General features: G+C 60.0%; 21 protein-coding genes. 12 read left to right on the top strand and 9 right to left on the bottom strand.

What is annotated here, in order from left to right:
- Position 1: 1 nt before the first annotated feature.
- From sdhD to IF204_RS00600, 6 genes are all read right to left on the bottom strand, one after another.
- Positions 2–373: a succinate dehydrogenase, hydrophobic membrane anchor protein gene (gene sdhD / locus IF204_RS00625; protein WP_194093853.1), complete on the bottom strand. Its 372-nt coding sequence runs from the start codon at positions 371–373 to the stop codon at positions 2–4.
- A gap of 10 nt (positions 374–383) precedes the next feature.
- A complete protein-coding gene (sdhC, locus tag IF204_RS00620; RefSeq protein ID WP_167637495.1) occupies positions 384–770 on the bottom strand; it encodes a succinate dehydrogenase, cytochrome b556 subunit in 387 nt (128 codons plus the stop codon).
- A 256-nt stretch (positions 771–1,026) separates the two neighbouring features.
- The gene (locus IF204_RS00615; RefSeq protein WP_194093851.1) at positions 1,027–2,055 is read right to left on the bottom strand and encodes a MaoC family dehydratase; all 1,029 of its coding nucleotides are present in this window, start codon (positions 2,053–2,055) and stop codon (positions 1,027–1,029) included.
- Positions 2,052–2,255: a DUF1737 domain-containing protein gene (locus tag IF204_RS00610; RefSeq protein ID WP_167637493.1), complete on the bottom strand. Its 204-nt coding sequence runs from the start codon at positions 2,253–2,255 to the stop codon at positions 2,052–2,054. The genes IF204_RS00615 and IF204_RS00610 overlap by 4 nt, the downstream gene beginning before the upstream one ends.
- A gap of 43 nt (positions 2,256–2,298) precedes the next feature.
- Entirely contained in the window at positions 2,299–2,844 is a 546-nt protein-coding gene (locus tag IF204_RS00605; protein ID WP_194093849.1) for an NnrU family protein, read from the bottom strand.
- A gap of 33 nt (positions 2,845–2,877) precedes the next feature.
- Positions 2,878–3,726 carry an HpcH/HpaI aldolase/citrate lyase family protein gene (locus tag IF204_RS00600; RefSeq protein ID WP_194093847.1) on the bottom strand — a complete coding sequence of 283 codons (849 nt, stop codon included), beginning with the start codon at positions 3,724–3,726 and terminating at the stop codon, positions 2,878–2,880.
- 247 nt (positions 3,727–3,973) lie between these two features.
- On the opposite strand from IF204_RS00600, the gene IF204_RS00595 reads away from it, so the two are divergent.
- Entirely contained in the window at positions 3,974–4,702 is a 729-nt protein-coding gene (locus IF204_RS00595) for a PRC-barrel domain-containing protein (protein WP_194093845.1), read from the top strand.
- Between the two features lie 54 nt (positions 4,703–4,756).
- Here the strand turns inward: IF204_RS00595 and IF204_RS00590 are convergent, their stop codons facing one another.
- Positions 4,757–5,506, bottom strand: a complete 750-nt coding sequence (locus tag IF204_RS00590; RefSeq protein WP_194093843.1) for a sulfite exporter TauE/SafE family protein — start codon at positions 5,504–5,506, stop codon at positions 4,757–4,759.
- Between the two features lie 200 nt (positions 5,507–5,706).
- Here IF204_RS00590 and mdh point away from each other — a divergent pair, with 200 nt between their 5' ends.
- From mdh to lpdA, 10 genes are all read left to right on the top strand, one after another.
- Positions 5,707–6,669 (top strand): malate dehydrogenase, encoded by a 963-nt coding sequence (gene mdh / locus IF204_RS00585; RefSeq protein WP_167637488.1) that lies wholly within the window; start codon positions 5,707–5,709, stop codon positions 6,667–6,669.
- A 130-nt stretch (positions 6,670–6,799) separates the two neighbouring features.
- Positions 6,800–8,035, top strand: coding sequence for a peptidase T (pepT, locus tag IF204_RS00580; protein ID WP_194093841.1), 1,236 nt, complete (start codon positions 6,800–6,802; stop codon positions 8,033–8,035).
- A gap of 5 nt (positions 8,036–8,040) precedes the next feature.
- Positions 8,041–8,706 carry a class I SAM-dependent methyltransferase gene (locus IF204_RS00575; protein ID WP_194093839.1) on the top strand — a complete coding sequence of 222 codons (666 nt, stop codon included), beginning with the start codon at positions 8,041–8,043 and terminating at the stop codon, positions 8,704–8,706.
- Positions 8,707–8,876: 170 nt separating this feature from the next.
- The gene (gene sucC, locus IF204_RS00570; protein WP_167637485.1) at positions 8,877–10,070 is read left to right on the top strand and encodes an ADP-forming succinate--CoA ligase subunit beta; all 1,194 of its coding nucleotides are present in this window, start codon (positions 8,877–8,879) and stop codon (positions 10,068–10,070) included.
- 5 nt (positions 10,071–10,075) lie between these two features.
- A complete protein-coding gene (gene sucD, locus IF204_RS00565) occupies positions 10,076–10,963 on the top strand; it encodes a succinate--CoA ligase subunit alpha (protein WP_194093838.1) in 888 nt (295 codons plus the stop codon).
- 125 nt (positions 10,964–11,088) lie between these two features.
- Positions 11,089–11,799, top strand: coding sequence for a hypothetical protein (locus IF204_RS00560; RefSeq protein ID WP_194093836.1), 711 nt, complete (start codon positions 11,089–11,091; stop codon positions 11,797–11,799).
- A gap of 33 nt (positions 11,800–11,832) precedes the next feature.
- Complete coding sequence (locus IF204_RS00555; protein WP_194093834.1) at positions 11,833–14,790, top strand: 2-oxoglutarate dehydrogenase E1 component; 2,958 nt, start codon at positions 11,833–11,835, stop codon at positions 14,788–14,790.
- 3 nt (positions 14,791–14,793) lie between these two features.
- Entirely contained in the window at positions 14,794–16,002 is a 1,209-nt protein-coding gene (gene odhB, locus IF204_RS00550) for a 2-oxoglutarate dehydrogenase complex dihydrolipoyllysine-residue succinyltransferase (RefSeq protein ID WP_194093832.1), read from the top strand.
- A gap of 113 nt (positions 16,003–16,115) precedes the next feature.
- Entirely contained in the window at positions 16,116–16,529 is a 414-nt protein-coding gene (locus IF204_RS00545; RefSeq protein ID WP_194098100.1) for an MAPEG family protein, read from the top strand.
- 51 nt (positions 16,530–16,580) lie between these two features.
- The gene (lpdA, locus tag IF204_RS00540; RefSeq protein WP_194093830.1) at positions 16,581–17,969 is read left to right on the top strand and encodes a dihydrolipoyl dehydrogenase; all 1,389 of its coding nucleotides are present in this window, start codon (positions 16,581–16,583) and stop codon (positions 17,967–17,969) included.
- 122 nt (positions 17,970–18,091) lie between these two features.
- Here the strand turns inward: lpdA and IF204_RS00535 are convergent, their stop codons facing one another.
- Entirely contained in the window at positions 18,092–18,943 is an 852-nt protein-coding gene (locus IF204_RS00535) for an intradiol ring-cleavage dioxygenase (protein ID WP_194093828.1), read from the bottom strand.
- A gap of 165 nt (positions 18,944–19,108) precedes the next feature.
- Here IF204_RS00535 and IF204_RS00530 point away from each other — a divergent pair, with 165 nt between their 5' ends.
- Positions 19,109–19,681: a TerB family tellurite resistance protein gene (locus IF204_RS00530; protein WP_194093826.1), complete on the top strand. Its 573-nt coding sequence runs from the start codon at positions 19,109–19,111 to the stop codon at positions 19,679–19,681.
- A 3-nt stretch (positions 19,682–19,684) separates the two neighbouring features.
- Here IF204_RS00530 and IF204_RS00525 read toward each other — a convergent pair whose 3' ends face one another.
- A complete protein-coding gene (locus tag IF204_RS00525; RefSeq protein ID WP_194093824.1) occupies positions 19,685–20,335 on the bottom strand; it encodes a GntR family transcriptional regulator in 651 nt (216 codons plus the stop codon).
- Between the last annotated feature and the right edge of the window lies 1 nt (position 20,336).

The following is a 20,336-nucleotide window of genomic DNA, read 5'->3' as shown; positions in this document are numbered from 1 at the left end:
CTTACAGAGCCAGTTTCGCGAGCGAGAACAGGCCCGTTGCCATCAGGCCGTAGGTAAATACGGTCATCAGGATGATGGAGATTTTCAGAGTGTGGCCGCGGGCGTAGTCCTGCATAAGGGTCTCAAAGCCGCGGTTGAAGTGGTGCAGACCGAAGATGATCATCAGGCCGGTCACGATTGCGGGGATCGGATGCGAGAACGTCTCGAGGACGGTCGCATAGTCGCTGCCCAGCGCATTGCCGAAGATATAGATGAAGGTCGGCACGATGAACGCGAGGCCGGCGGCGCTGACCTGCATGTACCAGTGGTGAGCGGTGCCCGAACCAGCAGCGCCTTTGCCGACGGCGCGCTTGCGATCAGTGATATAACGCATGTTCAGCCCCTCAGACGATAATGACGGTAAGAATGGTCAGAACGACCGAGCCGATCAGACATGCCCAACCCAGCTTTTCAGCGGTCGGAATGTCGAGGCCCTTGCCCGCGTCATAGTAAAGGTGACGCAGACCAGCGAGGAAGTGATACCAGACGCCCAGTACCGACAGCGTCATGACGATGTCACCAATGAACGAGGTCATGATGCCGTTGACGGTGTTGAAGTATTCTTCGCCAGTCGCAGCGGCGCCGAGCCACCAGATAACGAGAACGGACGTAACGATCAGGGCGTTACCCGTGACGCGCGTCAGGATCGACGTCAGCATCGGGACTTGCCAGCGATAGATTTGCAGGTGCGGCGAAAGCGGACGTTCGACGCCCTTGGTTTCTCCAGCCATGACGATCCCCTTTTTCGGTTCGGCCATTGCACCGCAGTCGGGTGCGGGCCATCGGTATTCTTCTAGCGCATTTAACGGCACTGTCACGCTATCCTAACAGTGATATGCGACAAAAAACGCGCCCTTTAGCGGTAACACCTCCGTTTGTGATCACACGTTTTGCATGTGTGATCACAAAATAGTTCCTGACAAAAATAGTCGAAATAACAAAACGACTCGCGCCGTATCTGTCGTCAAAGTCGTCGCTTTTCCGACCTTAAATCGGCATGAGCGCCCAGTAATCGAGGTCGAGCAGGACGTGAGGAAGGTACTTGCCGTCCTCGCCCTTCAACTCGCCCGCCGAACCGCCTTTGGTCGCGACGAGGCGCAGACGGATCGCACCCACTCCGGGGACGTCGGTTTCGGCTTTATCGAGCACTTCCGACCACGCCTTGATGGTATCTCCCGAGAAACACGGGTTCGCGTGAGCGCCGCCGTTCAGGCCGACGATCATTTGCGCATTGGCGAGGCCATTGAACGACAGCGCGCGCGCCATCGAGATGACATGACCACCGTAGATCAGGCGACCTTCGGGGCGGAAGGTCAGGTCGAAGTGAACCTTCGCGGTATTCTGCCACAAACGGGTGGCGAGCATATGCTCCGCCTCCTCCACCGTGACGCCATCGACGTGGTCGATCACCTCTCCGACGGCGTAGTCGCCCCAACGGTGCGGCTCGCCCGCCAAATCGAAATCGTAATTTTCGAACGTCAGGCCTTCTGGAATGACCAGATCATCCACCGAAAGAGCACTTTTCAAATCTGGCAGCACGGTTTCGGGCGCGGGCGCTTCGGCGTCCCGTTTACGCACCATCACCCAGCGCACGTATTCCATCACCACGTCATCGGTCTGGTTGAAACCGCGCGTGCGGACGTAAACGACGCCGGTTTTACCGTTGGAATTCTGCTTGAGGCCGATGACCTCGCTCTCCGAACGGAGCGTGTCGCCCGGATAGACCGGCATCAGCCAGCGACCCTCGGCATAGCCAAGGTTCGCGACCGCGTTCAGCGACACATCCGGAACGGTTTTGCCAAAGACGACATGGAATGCCAGCAGATCATCGACCGGCGATCCTTCAAGCCCACAATCTCCCGCAAACACATCCGAGGAATAGAGCGCATGACGCGCCGGATAGAGCGCGTGGTACAGCGCCCGCTCCCCTTCTGCGATGGTGCGCGGCACCGCGTGGCGGATGACCTGCCCGACCTGATAGTCTTCGAAAAAACGTCCCGGATTGGTTTTTGTCATAGCTGTCCCAGTTTGATGTCAGGTGAATACTCGCCCTCCACCACTTTCACGACGGCTTGCCCGCAGCGCATCACGCCGCGGCTCGCATCGAAAGCGTAGGTAGGCTCGCCATACAGCTCCCAGCCCTTCGCGAGAGCTTCGGAAACCTTGTGGCAGAATTGAGAAGTGTCGTCCTCGGAAAGGAAGCGGTAGGCTTTCATCGCGATACATCCTTGGTAGGGCCGCGCCCCACCACGGGACGCATCAGCCGAAGGGCCAGTAGCCCAGCATACCGTGGATATAGCCGATTACGCCGAGGACAACCACGGCCCCCACGAGGGCACCGATTTCCTTGCCAGCAGAACCGCCCGACGGAGGCACCCACTGCGGTTCGTCGCGGTTGATCAGCGCCATTTCCAGCAGCGCCCAAACCAGCATTCCGCCAAACAGCACGACCGACGCCCAGTCCCCGTTGACCAGAAGGTGCGCGACCGCCCAGACGATCACGCCCGTCAACATCGGGTGACGGAAACGGCGCGCGACCCATGTTTTCATGCCCGAAGCGGCAAACAGATAGATCGCAATCAGCATTAGCAGGTTGTTGACGTGACGCATCCCCGCAGGCGGATACCAGAGCTGGCCGGAATCCCACGCGCGGTAGCCGAAGATCATCAGTACGATCCCGACGCCCGAAGCGATCGCGACCATGCGGTATCCCCGCTTGCCCAGTTCCGCGTGATAGGTTGGCGCAATACGGCGCAGCATGTGCGACAGGCTCCACAAAAGAAGCCCGAGAATGAGTAACAACATGCCGCCCCCTGAAATTGGGAATCACGGACCCGATCAATGGTCCAGTGCTGCGATTGCAGCAACCTTGGCCAGTGTTGCCCGAGCCGTGACGATATGCAAGTTTTCAACGATCTTTCCGTCAACAACAGCAACGCCTTGGCCGTTTGCTGCCGCTTCCTCGAATGCAGCGATCTGACGGTTGGCAAGGTCGACCTCGGCTTCGCTGGGTGCAAACGCAGCATTCGCGATCTCGACCTGCGCGGGATGGATCAGCGTTTTGCCGTCGAACCCCATGTCGCGGCCCTGCTCGCACTCGGCCTTCAGCCCCTCGTCGTCCTTGAACGCGTTGTAGACGCCGTCGACGATCACCTTGCCGTACGCACGCGCAGCCAGAAGTGCAGCTTCGAGTGCATAAAGCAGCGGCTCGCGGTTCTGGCCTTTGCGCGTATTCAGATCCTTGGCGAGGTCGTTGGTACCCATCACGAAGCCCTCGAGCTTCGGATGCGCTGCGATAGCGACGGCGTTGATGATGCCCAGCGGGGTTTCGATCATCGCCCAAATCGGCAGATCGCCCGTAATCGCCGCCAGCGCATCGAGGTCGGCGGGGCTGTTGACCTTGGGCAGCAGGACGGCATCACAGTCCATCTCCACCACTTCGGCCGCATCGTCTTTGCCCCACTCCGTATCAAGGCCGTTGATCCGCACCACGCAATAGCGATTGCCGTAGCCACCCTGATAGAGTGCTTCCTTCAGCGTATGGCGCGCGGCGACTTTCTCATCCGGCGAAACCGCATCTTCGAGGTCGAACAGGATCGCATCGACGGGAAGGTTGCGCGCTTTTTCCAGCGCACGTTCTTTCGAGCCGGGGATATAGAGGGCGGAACGGAACGGACGATCGGTCATTTGATTCTACCTCGCAACTTTGTTGCTCGCAAAAGAACAAATGCGCACAAATACTTCAACGCAAAATTTGCTGCAGCGCAGCACCGCGAGCGAAAGACGTATACTAAGGAAGCGCGCGTGAACGCTATCTGAGGTTGAAAGTTCCGTGCATAAAAACAAATTTGATATGCAACCAAAGCATTCCGCCATCGCTTTTCTCGGTACAAAGCGGCACAGCGCCGCCCCTTGAGTTTAAAGGAATGTCACTATGAAAAATCTTCTTATGACCACCGCCGCTGCACTTGTTCTCGCAGTACCGGCGATTGCACAAGACGACACCACCGCCGTGACCAACGACACCGCAGCATCGACCGAAATGTCGACTGACATGGACACTTCGGCCGATACTGAAAACATGGACGCAGAAGCTGGCGCTTCGACCGACATGGAAGCCGACGCTGAGACCGACACCGAGATGTCGACCGAAGAAGAAGGCATGGGCGAAGAAATGGGTGCTGACGAAGAAATGTCGTCGGACACCGAAATGGACGCTGAAGCAGGCACCGACCTGACGGCTGACACCGAAGAAGACGCAATGCCGGACGGCATGGCTGAAGAAATGTCGGAAGAAGATGCCACCGTAGGTATGGCAGCTGACACCGAGATGACCGGCGACGCCTACATGGACGGCTGGGTCGAAATCTCGATGGCTGGCGGCGACTTCTCGGCTGAAGAGCTTATCGACGCTGACGTTGTAAACGCTGAAAACGAAACTGTTTCGTCGATCGATGACCTGATCCTGAACGAAGACGGTTCGATCCAGGCTGTTATCATGGACGTAGGTGGCTTCCTCGGCATTGGCGAAAAGTCGGTTGAAGTTTCGTACGACGAACTGACCATCCTCAAGCAGGAAGACGGCGAAGACATCAAGGTGTACATGAACACCACTGAAGACGCGCTGAATTCCATGCCGGAATACGAAGAAGACGCAATGTAATCTTCTTGCTCTTTTAAAGAGTTCGGGCCGCCCTTCGGGGTGGCCCTTTTTCGTTTAGATCATCGCTGTGATGGCATCAAAGACGAGCTTGAGCGACACGATCCCCAGCGCGATGATGACGAAGTTGTAGAAGATCTTATCCGGCAGGATTTTCACCAGACGCACCCCGACAAACACAGAAATCACCGCAGGCACCATCAGGATCGCACTGACGCCAAGGCTGTGCAGGTTGATCTGCCCGAGCATCGCATAGGGGATCAGCTTGATCGCGTTGATGTACGCAAAGGCCAGCGTGATCGTCCCCGCAAATACCATTTTCGGCAATTTCAGCGGCAGCACAAACATCTGATACGGCGGTCCGCCCGAATGGCTGACGAAGCTGGTGAAGCCCGCAATCGCGGTCCAGAAATAACCCTTGGGTTTGTTCAGCGGCTCCGCCTCGACCTCTGCCCCGCGTTTAAGGATGAAGTTCAGCGTGAAGAGCACCCCGATCAGGCCCACGAACAGCGTAACCACATGCTCCGACACGACGGACGCCAGCAACCCGCCGATCACCACACCGACCGTTCCACCGATGATAGAGATGATGAGCAACTGCTTGTCGAAATGCTTACGGTAGGTCCACACGCCGAAGATATCCGACACCACGAACACCGGGAGCAGCAGGCCCGCGGCGACGATCGGATCGATCGCCAAAGCCATGACAGGCACGGCAATTGTGCCCAGCGCGGCAAGTCCCCCTTTGCTCAGTCCGACGCTGATCGCAGCGATGACCGAGACGATCCAAAATGCCGTACCGTCCATAATATACCTTTAAAAAGAATCACCGAACCGCTGATACACCTCATGCGGAACGCCATTGTGTGCAATTGTATGCACAAGTTTAGCGCAAACACCCCAAGCGATATAGGAACAATGTCGCCTTACCCCTTCGTGTACTTGATTGCACGCAACGAAAGGGCTACGCCATGCCCCGACCTCAACCTTAATTAAGGACGGAATTCATGGCTCGACCCAAGATTGCCCTCATCGGCGCCGGTCAGATCGGTGGCACCCTCGCCCACCTCGCCGCAATCAAAGAACTCGGTGACGTTGTTCTCTTCGACCTCAACGACGGCATGGCTCAGGGCAAAGCCCTCGACCTCGCAGAATCGGGCCCTTCCGAAGGTTTTGATGGTTCCTTCAAAGGCACCGCGGACTACGCTGATATCGCTGGCGCTGACGTCTGCATCGTAACCGCTGGCGTTCCGCGCAAGCCGGGCATGTCGCGCGATGACCTTCTGGGCATCAACCTCAAAGTCATGAAGTCGGTCGGCGAAGGCATCAAAGCCCACGCTCCGGACGCATTCGTCATCTGCATCACCAACCCGCTCGACGCGATGGTCTGGGCTCTGCAGAAGTTCTCGGGTCTGCCGACCAACAAGGTCGTTGGCATGGCTGGCGTTCTGGACTCGGCTCGCTTCCGTCACTTCCTCTCGGTCGAATTCAACGTGTCGATGCGCGACGTCACCGCCTTTGTTCTGGGCGGCCACGGCGACACCATGGTACCGTCGGTTCGTTACTCGACCGTTGGCGGCATCCCGCTCCCGGACCTCGTCGACATGGGCTGGACCTCGCAGGAAAAACTGGACGCCATCGTTCAGCGCACCCGTGACGGCGGCGCAGAAATCGTTGGCCTGCTGAAGACCGGTTCGGCCTTCTACGCTCCCGCGACCTCGGCTATCGAAATGGCCGAAGCTTACCTCCGCGACCAGAAGCGCGTTCTGCCGTGTGCGGCCTACTGTGACGGCGAAATCGGCGTCAAAGGCATGTACGTCGGCGTTCCGACCGTCATCGGCGCCAACGGCGTTGAGAAAGTCATCGACATCAAGCTCAACAAAGAAGAGCAGGTCATGTTCGACAAGTCGGTCGACGCCGTTAAGGGCCTCGTCGACGCTTGTAAGCAGATCGACAGCTCGCTGGCCTAATCGCCACGCAGCACCGAATACGAAGGGCGGCCCACGGGTCGCCCTTTTGCTTTTGCAGACGGGCATGTGCAGGCCCCGCGTTGACACACGCGCCTCTCGGGCGCAGATCTTCGGGCAATAGGAGATTTCCATGACGAACTTTACAGACGAACTCGAAACCCGCCTTTGCCGCTACGCTGCGATCGACAGCCAGTCTGACATCGACAGCATGTCCCAGCCGTCCACCGACATCCAATTCGGGATGCTGAACCTGCTGCGCGACGAGCTGACTGAAATCGGCGCCGAAGACGTGACGATCACCGAATACGGCGTCGTGCTGGCGACCATCCCCGCCACAGCCGAAGGCCCGACCATTGGTTTCCTCGCGCACGTCGACACCGCGCCGCAGTTCAACGCGACCAACGTAAAGCCTCGCGTGATCAAGGGCTACAACGGCGGCACGATCACTTTCCCCGACAATCCCGACCTGTCGATGTCGCCCGACCAGTTCCCCTATCTGGCCGAAAAAGTCGGCGACGATCTGATCACCGCATCGGGCCTCACGCTGCTCGGCGCTGACGATAAGGCCGGTGTTGCGATCATCATGGCCGCTGCCCGTCACATGCTGGAAAACAAGGACATCCCGCACGGCAAAATCCGCGTGGCCTTCACCCCTGACGAAGAAGTCGGTCGCGGCGTCGATCCCCGCCTGCCCGACGAGTTGGGCGTCGATTGGGCCTACACCTTCGACGGCGGCCGCCTCGGCGAGATCGAATTCGAGACGTTCTCTGCCGACGGTGCCGAGATCAAAGTCACGGGCGTCTCCATCCATCCCGGTTTCTCCAAGGACAAGCTGGTCAACGCCACGCACTTCGCGTCGAAGATCGTGCAGACCCTGCCTCAGTGGGCGATGACACCCGAGACAACCTCGGGCCGCGAAGGTTTCGTCCATGTGGTCGATATGAACGGCGGCAGCTCGGAAATGACCGTCCGCGTCATCATCCGCGACTTCGAACTCGACGGACTGGACGCCAAGGGCCAGATGATCCGCGACGTGTGTAACGCCGTCGCCGCGACCGAACCCCGCGCCAAGATTACTTGCGAGATCAGCCCGCAGTACCGCAACATGCGCTACTGGCTGGAAAAGGACATGACGCCCGTCAACCTCGCGACCGAAGCGGCGAAGGAACTGGGCCTCAATCCCAAATCCGTTCCGATCCGCGGCGGCACCGATGGCTCGCGCCTGACCGAGATGGGCGTCCCCTGCCCCAACCTGTTCACGGGAATGCAGAACATCCACGGCCCGCTCGAATGGGTTTCGGTTCAGGACATGGCCCGCGCGACCGAGCTTTGCCTCACCATCGCGCAACGCGCTGTCAAAGGCTGACGAAAATGCCGGTTTCGCCCTACGAGACGCCCGGTTTCTATGATCGGGCCATCGCCGACGGAAAGCACCGCGACATCGTCGGCGGGCGGTGGGATGAAACCGGACGTGCCCAGATGGGCATCCTGCGTGAGGCGGGTCTGCTGCCTCACCACCATCTCCTCGATATTGGCGCAGGATCGCTGCGGCTGGGCTGTAAGGCGGTCCCTTATCTGGAAAGCGGTCACTACTGGGCGACCGACTTTTCCCGCGACATCATGCTGGCAGGTCACGCGAAAGAACTCGAAGACCCGAGCGCACTCCGCAAGAGCCACCTGATCCAGGACGCGACCTTCGATTTCCCGCGCATTCCCGCAGAGATCACCCACGCCATCGCCTTTGCCGTCTTCCCCCACCTGCCGATCGCATTTCTCCGGCGCGCGCTCGTGAACCTTTCGCGCTTTCCCGCGCTCGAACAGTTCCTCTTCACTGTCTTTCTGGCACCCGACGCCGTCGCATCGACGCGCCCGTATCGGCAACCTGACGGAGTGGTCACGCACGACATCCGTGCGCCGTATCACGTTCTGGAATCCGATATCGACCATCTGGCGTCCGTAACCGACTGGACTATTGCCAAACAGCCCGTGATGTTGCCCCGAGGTCAGGTGCTTTTCATCGCCCGCCCGAACCGCTGATTTGATTCTTTATATCCTAAAGAACTAAGGGGCTCGCAATTTGTGATCACACCCCGAAAAACTGTGATCACAAATGTCGGGTTTTACCGCAAACAGCTAAGTTTGTCGTTCTAAGGTCCGTTTTAGTGTGCTTAGTGGGGTGCAAAGCGAAGCACAGCGAGGACTACTCGATGAACATTCACGAATATCAGGCCAAGGCGCTCCTGCGCAGCTACGGCGCTCCGGTCTCGGAAGGCCGTGCCGTACTGAAGGCCGAAAATGCCAAAGCGGCAGCAGGCGAACTTGACGGTCCGCTCTGGGTCGTCAAAGCCCAGATCCACGCAGGTGGACGCGGCAAGGGCTCCTTCAAGGAAGCCGAAGCTGGCGAAAAGGGCGGCGTGCGCCTGGCAAAGTCGGTCGAAGAGGCCGCCGAAGAAGCCAAGAAGATGCTGGGCAAGACCCTCGTCACCCACCAGACCGGTCCGGCTGGTAAGCAGGTGAACCGCATCTACATCGAAGACGGTTCGGACATCGAACGCGAACTGTACCTCGCCCTGCTGGTCGACCGCGTATCGTCGCGCGTCTCCTTCGTCTGCTCGACTGAAGGCGGCATGGACATCGAAGAAGTCGCAGCGTCGACCCCCGAGAAGATCCTTTCGTTCTCCGTCGATCCGGCCACCGGCTACCAAGCCTACCACGGCCGCCGCATCGCATTTGCCCTCGGCCTCGAAGGTTCGCAGGTCAAGGAATGCGTCAAGCTGATGGGCATTCTCTACAAAGCCTTCATGGAAAAAGACATGGAGATGCTGGAGATCAACCCGCTGATCGTCATGACCAACGGTTCGCTCAAGGTTCTCGACGCCAAGCTCGGCTTCGACGGCAACGCGATCTACCGCCAGCCCGACATCGCGGAACTCCGCGACGAAACCGAAGAAGACCCGAAGGAACTTCAGGCGTCCAAGTACGACCTGAACTACATCGCTCTCGACGGTGAAATCGGCTGCATGGTGAACGGTGCTGGCCTCGCGATGGCCACCATGGACATCATCAAACTCTACGGCGCAGAGCCGGCAAACTTCCTCGACGTAGGTGGCGGCGCCACCAAAGAGAAAGTGACCGAAGCGTTCAAGATCATCACCTCTGACCCGAACGTCAAAGGCATCCTCGTCAACATCTTCGGCGGCATCATGCGTTGTGACGTCATCGCTGAAGGCGTTGTCGCTGCGGTCAAGGAAGTCGGTCTCCAGGTTCCGCTCGTCGTTCGCCTCGAAGGCACCAACGTCGAGAAGGGCAAAGAGATCATCAACACCTCCGGCCTTAACGTCATCGCAGCCGACAACCTGTCGGACGGCGCAGAGAAAATCGTTAAAGCGGTGAAGGGCTAAGAATTATGGCAATCCTCGTAGACGAAAATACCAAAGTCATCTGTCAGGGCTTCACCGGCTCGCAGGGTACGTTCCACTCGGAACAGGCAATCGCATACGGCACCAAGATGGTTGGCGGTGTGACCCCCGGCAAGGGCGGTCAGGATCACCTCGGCCTGCCGGTCTTCAACTCGGTTCACGAAGCCAAGGCAAAGACCGAAGCCAACGCATCGGTGATCTACGTTCCGCCGCCCTTCGCGGCTGACTCTATCCTCGAAGCCATCGACGCGGAAATGGAACTGATCATCTGCATCACCGAGGGCATTCCGGTGCTCGACATGATGAAGGTGAAGCGCGCTCTGATCGACTCCAAGTCGCGCCTGATCGGCCCGAACTGCCCGGGCGTCATCACCCCTGACGCTTGCAAGATCGGCATCATGCCGGGTCACATCCACAAGCGCGGCAAGGTCGGCGTTGTGTCCCGTTCGGGCACCCTGACCTATGAGGCTGTGAAGCAGACCACCGACATGGGCCTCGGCCAGTCGACTGCTGTCGGCATCGGCGGCGACCCGATCAAGGGCACCGAGCACATCGACGTCCTCGACATGTTCCTCGACGATCCGGAAACCGAAGCAATCATCATGATCGGTGAAATCGGTGGTTCGGCTGAAGAAGACGCAGCCGAGTTTCTCGCCGAGCAGAAGAAAAAGGGCCGTTGGAAGCCGACCGCTGGCTTCATCGCTGGCCGCACCGCTCCTCCGGGACGCCGCATGGGCCACGCCGGTGCGATCGTTGCAGGCGGCAAAGGCGGCGCTGAAGACAAGATCGAAGCCATGAAGTCGGCCGGTATCGTTGTCGCAGACAGCCCCGCTACTCTCGGCGAAGCCGTAATGAAAGCGATCCAGAACGGCTAATAGGCTTCACGCCATTGTCGTAAGAAATCAGGTTGCGGGCGTCGATAATGATGGCCGCAACCCTATAGTTAGATCGGATTGCCCGTTCAGGGGCCGATTGTCAGAGCTAAAAAAGGTCCGCTCGGATGAAGAGCACGCGAAAACAGGCAGGTCCGCACCTTGCGCAATACCGTCAATCGGTAGCTGCGTTTTTCGCGTCGGCTATGGTGGTTCTTCCCCTCACCTCTCACGCCCAGATCGTGACCGCGTTCGACATCTGCTCGGACATCTCCCAGCCTTTCAAAGACCAGATCGCCGCGATGGAAGCCGCAGGTTTCTCGGAGGTAAATGAGCCGACGGCTGAGATGGCCAAAGTGGCCGAAGCGCACCGCGTGGTGAACAACACGTGGTCCACGGACAACATCATCGAATTCATCGAAGCCGGTGATTATGCCGAGGCGTTCGAGCCCTTCCCCGACCATACCCGCGAGACGATCCACTGGACGCACCCGACCGGCGCTGCTGTGACGCAAGAACGCGAACCAGGCCCGTTCGTCAAAGGTTCCATCGATATAGTTCATCGTTCGTGCCTCATCATGTGGCCGGACGACTATTCGGGCGACACCGGCCTGATGGCCATCACCGAAACGCCAGAAACAAAGATGAAAGACCTCGGTCAGATCATCGGTTTCCGCGGCGAACGTGACGCGCCGCTGGCGCAGGTCAGCCCCGTCGACGGCTCCCAGATCGCCGACTTCGGCGCCACGATCATCGCTTATACGCCCGACCTCGGCCTGGGCCTTCCGGCCCAGAGCATCGATATCCGCTTCACGGAACACCGTGACCCTTCAAACTAACCGCCCATTCCGCCCTGAGGGAAAGGCCACAAAATGAACGACCAAAGCCCTAACGACCAGTTCCATGCTTCGAGCTTCCTGCAGGGGCATAACGCCGAGTATATCGAGCAGCTCTACGCGCGATATTCCGACAACCCGAACGCTGTAGACAAGACCTGGCGCGAATTCTTCGCCGCTCTCGGTGACAGCGCTTCGGACGCCAAAGCCGAAGCAGCCGGTCCGTCGTGGGCCCGCAACGACTGGCCGCCCGTTCCGGGTGGAGACCTCGTTGCCGCTCTTGACGGCCAGTGGCCCGACGACGGCAAAGCCGCCGGCGACAAGATCAAGAAAAAGGCCGCCGACAAAGGCGTCGAGATTTCGGAAGAGCAGGTCCGCGCTGCTGTGACCGACTCCCTGCGCGCGCTGATGATCATCCGCGCCTACCGTATTCGAGGTCACCTGATCGCCGACCTCGATCCGCTGAACATGCGTGACCAGACCGTGCATCCGGAGCTCGACCCGAAGACTTACGGCTTCACCGATGCCGACATGGATCGCCCGATCTTCATCGACAACGTACTCGGCCTCGAAGTCGCGACGATGAACGAGATCATGGCCATCGTCCGCCGCACCTACTGCGGCACCTTCGCGCTCCAGTACATGCACATCTCGAACCCCGAGGAAGCTGGCTGGCTGAAGGAACGCATCGAAGGTTTCGGCAAGGAAATCACCTTCACCCAGAACGGCCGTAAGGCGATCCTGAACAAACTGGTCGAGGCCGAAGGCTTCGAGAAGTTCTGCCACGTCAAGTTCATGGGTACGAAGCGTTTCGGTCTGGACGGTGGTGAGGCTCTCATCCCCGCGATGGAACAGATCATCAAACGCGGCGGCGCTCTGGGCGTTCAGGACATCGTCATCGGTATGCCGCACCGCGGCCGCCTGTCGGTTCTGGCCAACGTGATGAACAAGCCCTACCGCGCGATCTTCAACGAATTCCAGGGCGGCTCGTTCAAGCCCGAGGACGTCGATGGTTCGGGCGACGTGAAGTACCACCTCGGTGCCTCATCCGACCGCGAATTCGACGGCAACAAGGTTCACCTGTCGCTGACCGCGAACCCCTCGCACCTCGAAGCAGTGAACCCCGTTGTGCTCGGCAAGGCCCGCGCCAAGACCGACCAGCGCAACGACATGACCCGCGAAACCGTTCTGCCGATCCTGCTGCACGGCGACGCCGCCTTCGCAGGTCAGGGCGTTGTTGCGGAATGCTTCGGTCTGTCGGGCCTCAAAGGTCACCGCACCGGCGGCACGATCCACATCGTCGTCAACAACCAGATCGGCTTCACCACCGCGCCGCACTTCTCGCGTTCGTCGCCCTACCCGACCGACATCGCGCTGATGGTCGAAGCACCGATCTTCCACGTGAACGGTGACGATCCGGAGGCTGTTGTCCACGCCGCCAAGGTCGCGACCGAATTCCGTCAGAAGTTCCACAAAGACGTTGTCATCGACATCTTCTGCTACCGCCGCTTCGGTCACAACGAAGGCGACGAGCCGATGTTCACCAACCCGGCGATGTACAACAACATCAAGCGTCACAAGACGACGCTCCAGCTGTACACCGAACGTCTGGTTGCCGACGGTCTCATCCCCGAGGGCGAGATCGAAGACATGAAGGCCCAGTTCCAAGCCAACCTGAACGACGAGTTCGAGGCGGCCAAGGAATACAAGCCGAACAAGGCTGACTGGCTCGACGGTCGCTGGTCCCATATGGACCGCGAAAAAGAGGGCAAATACCAGCGCGGCAAAACTGCAATCGAAGAGAAGACCCTTCAGGAAATCGGTAAGGCGCTGTCCTCCTACCCCGAAGACTTCAACATCCACCGCACTGTTGCCCGCCAGCTGGAAAACAAAGCGAAGATGTTCGAAACCGGTCAGGGCTACGACTGGGCAACCGCCGAGGCGATGGCCTTCGGTTCGCTCCAGCTCGAAGGCTACCCCGTCCGTCTTTCGGGTCAGGATGCCACCCGCGGTACGTTCTCGCAGCGTCACTCGGGCCTGATCGACCAGAAGACCGAAGACCGTTACTACCCGCTGAACAACATCCGCGAGGGTCAGGCACATTACGAAGTCATCGACTCGATGCTGTCGGAATACGCGGTACTTGGCTTCGAATACGGCTACTCGCTGGCCGAACCGAATGCGCTCGTCATGTGGGAAGCCCAGTTCGGCGACTTTGCCAACGGTGCCCAGATCATGTTCGACCAGTTCATCTCGTCGGGCGAAAGCAAGTGGCTGCGTATGTCGGGCCTCGTCTGCCTTCTGCCGCACGGCTTCGAAGGTCAGGGGCCGGAGCACTCCTCCGCCCGTCTCGAGCGCTTCCTGCAGATGTGCGGTGGTGACAACTGGATCGTTGCGAACTGCTCGACTCCGGCCAACTACTTCCACATCCTGCGCCGCCAGATGCACCGCAACTACCGCAAGCCGCTGGTGCTGATGACGCCGAAGTCGTTGCTCCGCCACAAGCTCTGCATCTCGGACGCCGAGGACTTCACCACCGGTTCGTCCTTCCACCGTATCCTGTGGGATGACGCGGAACGCGGTCACTCGGACACCAAGCTGGTCGCCGACGACAAGATCAAGCGCGTCGTCATGTGCTCGGGCAAGGTCTACTACGATCTCCTCGAAGAGCGTGACGCCCGCGGCATCACCGATGTCTACCTGATGCGTCTGGAACAGTTCTACCCGTTCCCGGCCCAGTCGCTGATCGCCGAGCTTGAGCGCTTCAAAGGCGCCGAAATGGTCTGGTGTCAGGAAGAGCCGCGCAACCAGGGTGCTTGGTCGTTCATCGAACCGAACATCGAATGGGTGCTGACCCGCATCAACGCCACTCACAAGCGTCCGGTCTACGTCGGCCGCGCCGCATCGGCTTCGCCCGCAACGGGCCTGGCCTCGCAACACAAAGCTCAACAGGAAGCCCTCGTGAACGAGGCCCTGACCATCGAAGGGAAATAAACCATGAGCATCGAAGTCCGCGTGCCCACCCTGGGTGAGAGCGTCACCGAGGCCACCGTCGCAACCTGGTTCAAGAAGCCGGGCGATAAAGTCGCTGTCGACGAAATGCTGTGTGAACTCGAAACCGACAAAGTCACCGTCGAAGTCCCGTCGCCCGCCGCCGGTACTTTGGGTGAAATCGTCGCCGCCGAAGGCGACACCGTTGGTGTCGACGCCCTTCTGGCAACCCTGACCGAAGGCGAAGGCGCTGCTGCCGCTCCCGCGTCCGAAGCCGCTCCGGCTCCGGCTGCTCCGGCCGCCGCTCCGCAGTCGTCGAGCGGTAAAGATACTGAAGACGCACCGTCTGCCAAAAAGCTGATGGCCGAAAACAACATCTCTTCCGATGATGTTAAGGGCTCCGGCAAAGACGGCCGCATCATGAAAGAAGACGTGCTGAACGCGATCAACGCACCCAAAGCCGCTGCGCCGGCTCCGGCTGCTGCCCCGCGTGCACCGGTCGCTGCGGATCAGGCATCGCGCGAAGAGCGCGTGAAGATGACCCGCCTGCGCCAGACCATCGCCAAGCGTCTGAAGGACAGCCAGAACACCGCCGCCATGCTCACCACCTACAACGAGGTGGACATGACCGAAGTGATGGCTCTGCGTAACGAATACAAAGACCTCTTCCTGAAAAAGCACGGCGTAAAGCTCGGCTTCATGTCCTTCTTCACCAAGGCATGTATCCACGCGCTCAAGGAAGTGCCGGAAGTAAACGCCGAAATCGACGGCACCGACATCGTCTACAAGAACTATGTCAACATGGGCATCGCCGCAGGCACCCCGACCGGCCTCGTTGTTCCGGTTATCATGGATGCCGACCAGATGTCCTTTGCCGAGATCGAAAAGGCGATCGCCGAAAAAGGCGCCCGCGCCCGTGACGGCAAGCTCTCGATGGCCGAAATGCAGGGTGGTTCGTTCACCATCTCGAACGGCGGCGTCTACGGCTCGCTGATGTCCTCGCCCATCCTGAACCCTCCGCAGTCGGGTATCCTCGGCATGCACAAGATTCAGGACCGTCCGATGGCCATCAACGGTCAGGTTGTCATCCGCCCGATGATGTACCTCGCCCTGTCGTATGACCACCGCATCGTCGACGGCAAAGGCGCCGTGACCTTCCTCGTCCGCGTCAAGGAAGCCCTCGAGGATCCGCGCCGCCTGCTGATGGATCTGTAATCCATTGGTGTGAAGAGCCCCCGCACTCTTCATTCTGACGAAAATACCTTCGGGGGGTGCGGGGGGCAGACAGCCCCCCGCCCTCTTTCCACCCAGACGGACCCTGTCAAATGATGACGCCAGAACTAACCGTCCTTGCACTCGCCGGACTTCTTCAGGGCATTCAGTTCGTCCTGATGTCGGTCCCCGCGAATATCGAGCTCGGCCCCAAGGTCACCACAAGCCCGCGCGACCCGCAGCGCCTCGGCCAGCCGCTCGAACAGATGGTCAGCGTCAAGACGGGCCGCCTCTTCCGCGCTCTGAACAACCACTTCGAAGCGCTCATCCTCTTCACGATCGCCGTGGTCGTCGTCACGCTCGGCGACAAATCCACCGGTCTCTCCGCGGCCTGCGCATGGACCTACCTTGCTGCCCGCGTGCTCTATATTCCTGCCTACTATTTCGGATGGCGCCCGTGGCGTTCCTACATCTGGATGGTCGGCTTTCTTGCGACAATGGTGATGATTGCGTCGAGCTTCGTCGCCTGATCAAATTCTACGGGGGCCGCGCGCCTCCGACCCTGACAAAGGAGTGTACATATGTCGTCCTATGACGTGATCGTAATCGGTGCCGGCCCCGGCGGCTATGTCTGCGCCATCCGCTGCGCCCAGCTTGGTCTCAAAACCGCAGTCGTCGAAGGCCGTGACGCGCTCGGCGGCACCTGCCTCAACGTCGGCTGTATCCCGTCCAAGGCCCTCCTCCACGCCTCGCATTCGCTGCACGAAGCCGAAGAAAACTTCGCCAAAATGGGCCTCAACGTCGCCAAGCCCGACGTCGATTGGGCCAAGATGCTCGACTACAAACAGGGCGTCATCGACGGCAACACCAAGGGCATTGAGTTCCTCTTCAAGAAGAACAAGATCGACTGGATCAAAGGCTGGGCCTCCATCCCCGAAGCTGGCAAGGTTAAGGTCGGCGACGACGTCCACGAGGCCAAGAACATCATCATCGCGTCGGGCTCCGAGCCTTCCGCTCTGCCCGGCATCGAAATCGACGAAGAAACCGTCGTCACCTCGACCGGCGCTCTGGCCCTTAACAAAGTGCCGGAGTCGATGGTCGTCATCGGCGCTGGCGTCATCGGCCTTGAACTCGGCTCGGTCTACAAACGCCTCGGCACCAAAGTCACCGTCGTCGAATTCCTCGACGTCATCACCCCTGGCATGGACGGAGAGGTCCAGAAGACCTTCCAGAAGATGCTGAAAAAGCAGGGCCTCGACTTCGTTATGGGCGCCGCCGTTCAGGGCGTGACCAAAGGCGACGGCAAAAACACCGTCACTTACAAACTGCGCAAGGACGACAGCGAAGCCTCGATCGACGCCGAAGTCGTTCTGGTCGCCACCGGCCGCCGCCCCTACACCACCGGTCTCGGCCTCGACACCATCGGCGTCGAACTGACCGAGCGTGGCCAGATCAAGACCGACAGCCACTACGCCACCAACGTCAAAGGCGTCTACGCCATCGGTGACGCGATCGCTGGCCCGATGCTGGCCCACAAAGCCGAAGACGAAGGCATGGCCGTCGCCGAGATCATCGCCGGTCAGGCCGGTCACGTGAACTACGAAGTCATCCCGGGCGTCATCTACACCGCTCCCGAGGTTGCCTCGGTCGGCAAGACCGAAGAGCAGCTCAAGGAAGAAGGCCGCGCCTACAAGGTCGGCAAATTCTCCTTTATGGGCAACGGCCGCGCCAAGGCTGTCTTCATGGGCGACGGCTTCGTCAAAATCCTCGCGGACAAAGAAACCGACCGCATCCTCGGCTGCCACATCATCGGCCCGGCAGCTGGCGACCTGATCCACGAGGTTTGCGTCGCCATGGAATTCGGCGCCGCTGCCGAAGACCTCGCACGCACCTGCCACGCGCACCCGACCTTCTCCGAAGCGGTCCGCGAAGCAGCGCTCGCCTGCGGCGACGGCGCGATCCACAGCTGATCGACCCCGTAACCCAAACACAAAGGGCGGCCCCATCTGCCGCCCTTTTTCTTTGCCTTTGTGCCCCAAATATCCCGGGGTGAATTGGCCAAAGGCCAAGAGGGGCAGAGCCCCTCCCACCCTTAGTTGTCCGTACCCGGAACCAACCCCTCGGGCGTCCAGTCACCGCCCAGCGGACCACCCTGCGCGGGCGGCTCACCGCCACCCTGCGGACCACCTGCGGGCGGCTGACCACCCGGAGCGCCCATGCCACCTTCGCTGCTGACCGCATCAGGGTTCACACCGACAACCAGCGCCGCGACATAGCCGTCCGACTGCTCCTTGATGAAACAATAGGCCCCGTCGCCCGCATCCTGCGCGATGGAGTCGGTCTTGTTCACCGTATCGCGGGTGCCCGAACGTTCGTACTCGGTGACGTTCTCGAACAGGTACTGGCTCAGCGCATCGGGGAAGAAAATTTGGCTCGTCAGAACTGTCGTCTCGTCGAGGAAGACCTTGTAGTGGATGTGTGTCGTGCGGCCGCGATACCAACCTGGGTAGATGGTGTCGAAGCTGACGATGCCGCTCTCGTCCGCCATCAGCGTGCCGCGCAGGAAGGTCTCGCCTTCGGTATTCACCGTGCCGTCCGAGCCTTGGTTCGCGTAGCCCGAGTAGTTGCCCTGCGCATCGCAGTGCCAGATATCGACACGCGCCTCGGGGATCGGCGTACAGTTCGCATCGACCACCTGGATCTGCATCTTGAGCGGCACGCCGGTCTTCTCTTCGGTGATATCGGCACGCACCAGCTCGGGGTCGATATAGTACGGACCCTCGGTGGTTTCGGGCATCACCAGACAGACGGAAGACGAAATCAGGCCGGCGGAGGCAGCGGCGGCGTCCTGCGCACGGCTGGCCATCGGGAACACGGCAGCAACCGGAGCAGCGGCCAGAGCGCGCAGCAAACCGCGGCGGGAAGTGGGGAGAAAATCGGACATTTTGAATAAAACCTCGTTTAGCTTTCCGAAATTTAACGAGCTCCAGACGTGTTTCTGTCGCATCACTGCCCAATAGTTTTGGTGAAAAGGTATATTCTTTGAGACAGGCCCCCGATTTATGATACGATTTAGTCAGTTTGTTTTTGCTCAGTTAGAGCGTGTGTCATGTTACGAGTTCTCTGGTTGCCCGTGGAATCCCACGGTCCTGCGGCTGCAATGCCGTTTAGCGATGCGCCAACGATTGGCGTCCTTGTCGCTGCTATCATCCTATGCCTGCTGATGTTTCGCCTGACGCCCGCGCAGTCCCGCCCGCGCCGTGAAAACTCGGTCAATTATCAACTGTCCCGCACCACGACAGAGGCGCTGACGGCCATGTGCTACGTCGCGACCGCGCGCGGCAACGTCGATCCTGCGGACGCCGACTTCATCGGTGACGCGCTGGACGAGATGTTCGGTGAACGCCCGCTACACGGACGTGTTCTGGACGGCCTGCAACGCACCGTCGGTGCGCGCGATATGATCGACGCCCTCGGCACGACCCTGTCGTTCCAGCAACGCACAGAGGTTATGGAGGCTGCCATCCGCATGGCCGCAGCCTACGGTCCGATCACGCAAGAAGCCTACGATACGCTGGTTGATGTGACCGACCAGCTCGACCTGCGTCCGCAGACGGTGAAGGAAATCCTGCGCCGACTGTCCGGCACTCTCGATGGAAACGGAGAGTTGGTCCTCGCCTGAGGATCAGTTCTTCAGCATCCGCAGGCCCTGCGTCACGTCCGTCCGAATGGCGAGGCGCAGGCTCGGCTCGTCGCCAGCCTTGAGTGCGGCGAGGATCAGCTTGTGGTGATACGGCGGCTCTGTGCGGTTCAGACGCCCATAGAGGGCGCTCATGGTCGGCCCGAGCTGCAACCACACCGTCTCCAGCATCGCGAGCATGGCGGGTGCCTGAGCGCGCAGATAAAGCGTCCTGTGGAATTCGAGGTTCATGCGGATGTATCCCGACGCGCTGTGCCGCGCGACCATCTGACTGACGCCCGAATTAATTGTCTCCAGACGTTCGATCAGGGCAAAGTGCGCACGCGGCAGCGCGCGGCTCGCAAGTTCCGGCTCCAGCAGCGCACGGATGCTCGCCAGTTCCTCGATCCGCTCGTTGGTCAGTTCTGGCGTGGACACACGGCCCGAAGACGACAGGAACAGCGCGCCTTCGGCCACGAGGCGGCGCACGGCTTCGCGCGCAGGGGTCATGGAGACGTCGAACTGCTTGCCGATCCCCCGCAACGTCAGCGCCGCACCTGGCGCGATCTCTCCGTGCATGACCTGCGTGCGGAGCGCACGGTACACCCGTTCATGGGCAGAGGCAGCGGAGTCGACGGGACGTGAGGGCGGGATCATG

It is taken from the genome of Marivivens aquimaris, assembly GCF_015220045.1.
In the GTDB taxonomy this organism is placed as follows: Bacteria; Pseudomonadota; Alphaproteobacteria; order Rhodobacterales; family Rhodobacteraceae; genus Marivivens; species Marivivens aquimaris.
Note: the sequence above shows the minus strand (reverse complement) of the source record. Positions and strands in the feature narration are given on the sequence as shown.

Excerpts from the sequence above, each read along its gene's own strand:
- sdhD (WP_194093853.1), bottom strand. The coding sequence starts at position 373 with ATGCGTTATATCACTGATCGCAAGCGCGCCGTCGGCAAAGGCGCTGCT.
- sdhC (WP_167637495.1), bottom strand. The coding sequence starts at position 770 with ATGGCTGGAGAAACCAAGGGCGTCGAACGTCCGCTTTCGCCGCACCTG.
- IF204_RS00615 (WP_194093851.1), bottom strand. The coding sequence starts at position 2,055 with ATGACAAAAACCAATCCGGGACGTTTTTTCGAAGACTATCAGGTCGGG.
- IF204_RS00610 (WP_167637493.1), bottom strand. The coding sequence starts at position 2,255 with ATGAAAGCCTACCGCTTCCTTTCCGAGGACGACACTTCTCAATTCTGC.
- IF204_RS00605 (WP_194093849.1), bottom strand. The coding sequence starts at position 2,844 with ATGTTGTTACTCATTCTCGGGCTTCTTTTGTGGAGCCTGTCGCACATG.
- IF204_RS00600 (WP_194093847.1), bottom strand. The coding sequence starts at position 3,726 with ATGACCGATCGTCCGTTCCGTTCCGCCCTCTATATCCCCGGCTCGAAA.
- IF204_RS00595 (WP_194093845.1), top strand. The coding sequence starts at position 3,974 with ATGAAAAATCTTCTTATGACCACCGCCGCTGCACTTGTTCTCGCAGTA.
- IF204_RS00590 (WP_194093843.1), bottom strand. The coding sequence starts at position 5,506 with ATGGACGGTACGGCATTTTGGATCGTCTCGGTCATCGCTGCGATCAGC.
- mdh (WP_167637488.1), top strand. The coding sequence starts at position 5,707 with ATGGCTCGACCCAAGATTGCCCTCATCGGCGCCGGTCAGATCGGTGGC.
- pepT (WP_194093841.1), top strand. The coding sequence starts at position 6,800 with ATGACGAACTTTACAGACGAACTCGAAACCCGCCTTTGCCGCTACGCT.
- IF204_RS00575 (WP_194093839.1), top strand. The coding sequence starts at position 8,041 with ATGCCGGTTTCGCCCTACGAGACGCCCGGTTTCTATGATCGGGCCATC.
- sucC (WP_167637485.1), top strand. The coding sequence starts at position 8,877 with ATGAACATTCACGAATATCAGGCCAAGGCGCTCCTGCGCAGCTACGGC.
- sucD (WP_194093838.1), top strand. The coding sequence starts at position 10,076 with ATGGCAATCCTCGTAGACGAAAATACCAAAGTCATCTGTCAGGGCTTC.
- IF204_RS00560 (WP_194093836.1), top strand. The coding sequence starts at position 11,089 with ATGAAGAGCACGCGAAAACAGGCAGGTCCGCACCTTGCGCAATACCGT.
- IF204_RS00555 (WP_194093834.1), top strand. The coding sequence starts at position 11,833 with ATGAACGACCAAAGCCCTAACGACCAGTTCCATGCTTCGAGCTTCCTG.
- odhB (WP_194093832.1), top strand. The coding sequence starts at position 14,794 with ATGAGCATCGAAGTCCGCGTGCCCACCCTGGGTGAGAGCGTCACCGAG.
- IF204_RS00545 (WP_194098100.1), top strand. The coding sequence starts at position 16,116 with ATGACGCCAGAACTAACCGTCCTTGCACTCGCCGGACTTCTTCAGGGC.
- lpdA (WP_194093830.1), top strand. The coding sequence starts at position 16,581 with ATGTCGTCCTATGACGTGATCGTAATCGGTGCCGGCCCCGGCGGCTAT.
- IF204_RS00535 (WP_194093828.1), bottom strand. The coding sequence starts at position 18,943 with ATGTCCGATTTTCTCCCCACTTCCCGCCGCGGTTTGCTGCGCGCTCTG.
- IF204_RS00530 (WP_194093826.1), top strand. The coding sequence starts at position 19,109 with ATGTTACGAGTTCTCTGGTTGCCCGTGGAATCCCACGGTCCTGCGGCT.
- IF204_RS00525 (WP_194093824.1), bottom strand. The coding sequence starts at position 20,335 with ATGATCCCGCCCTCACGTCCCGTCGACTCCGCTGCCTCTGCCCATGAA.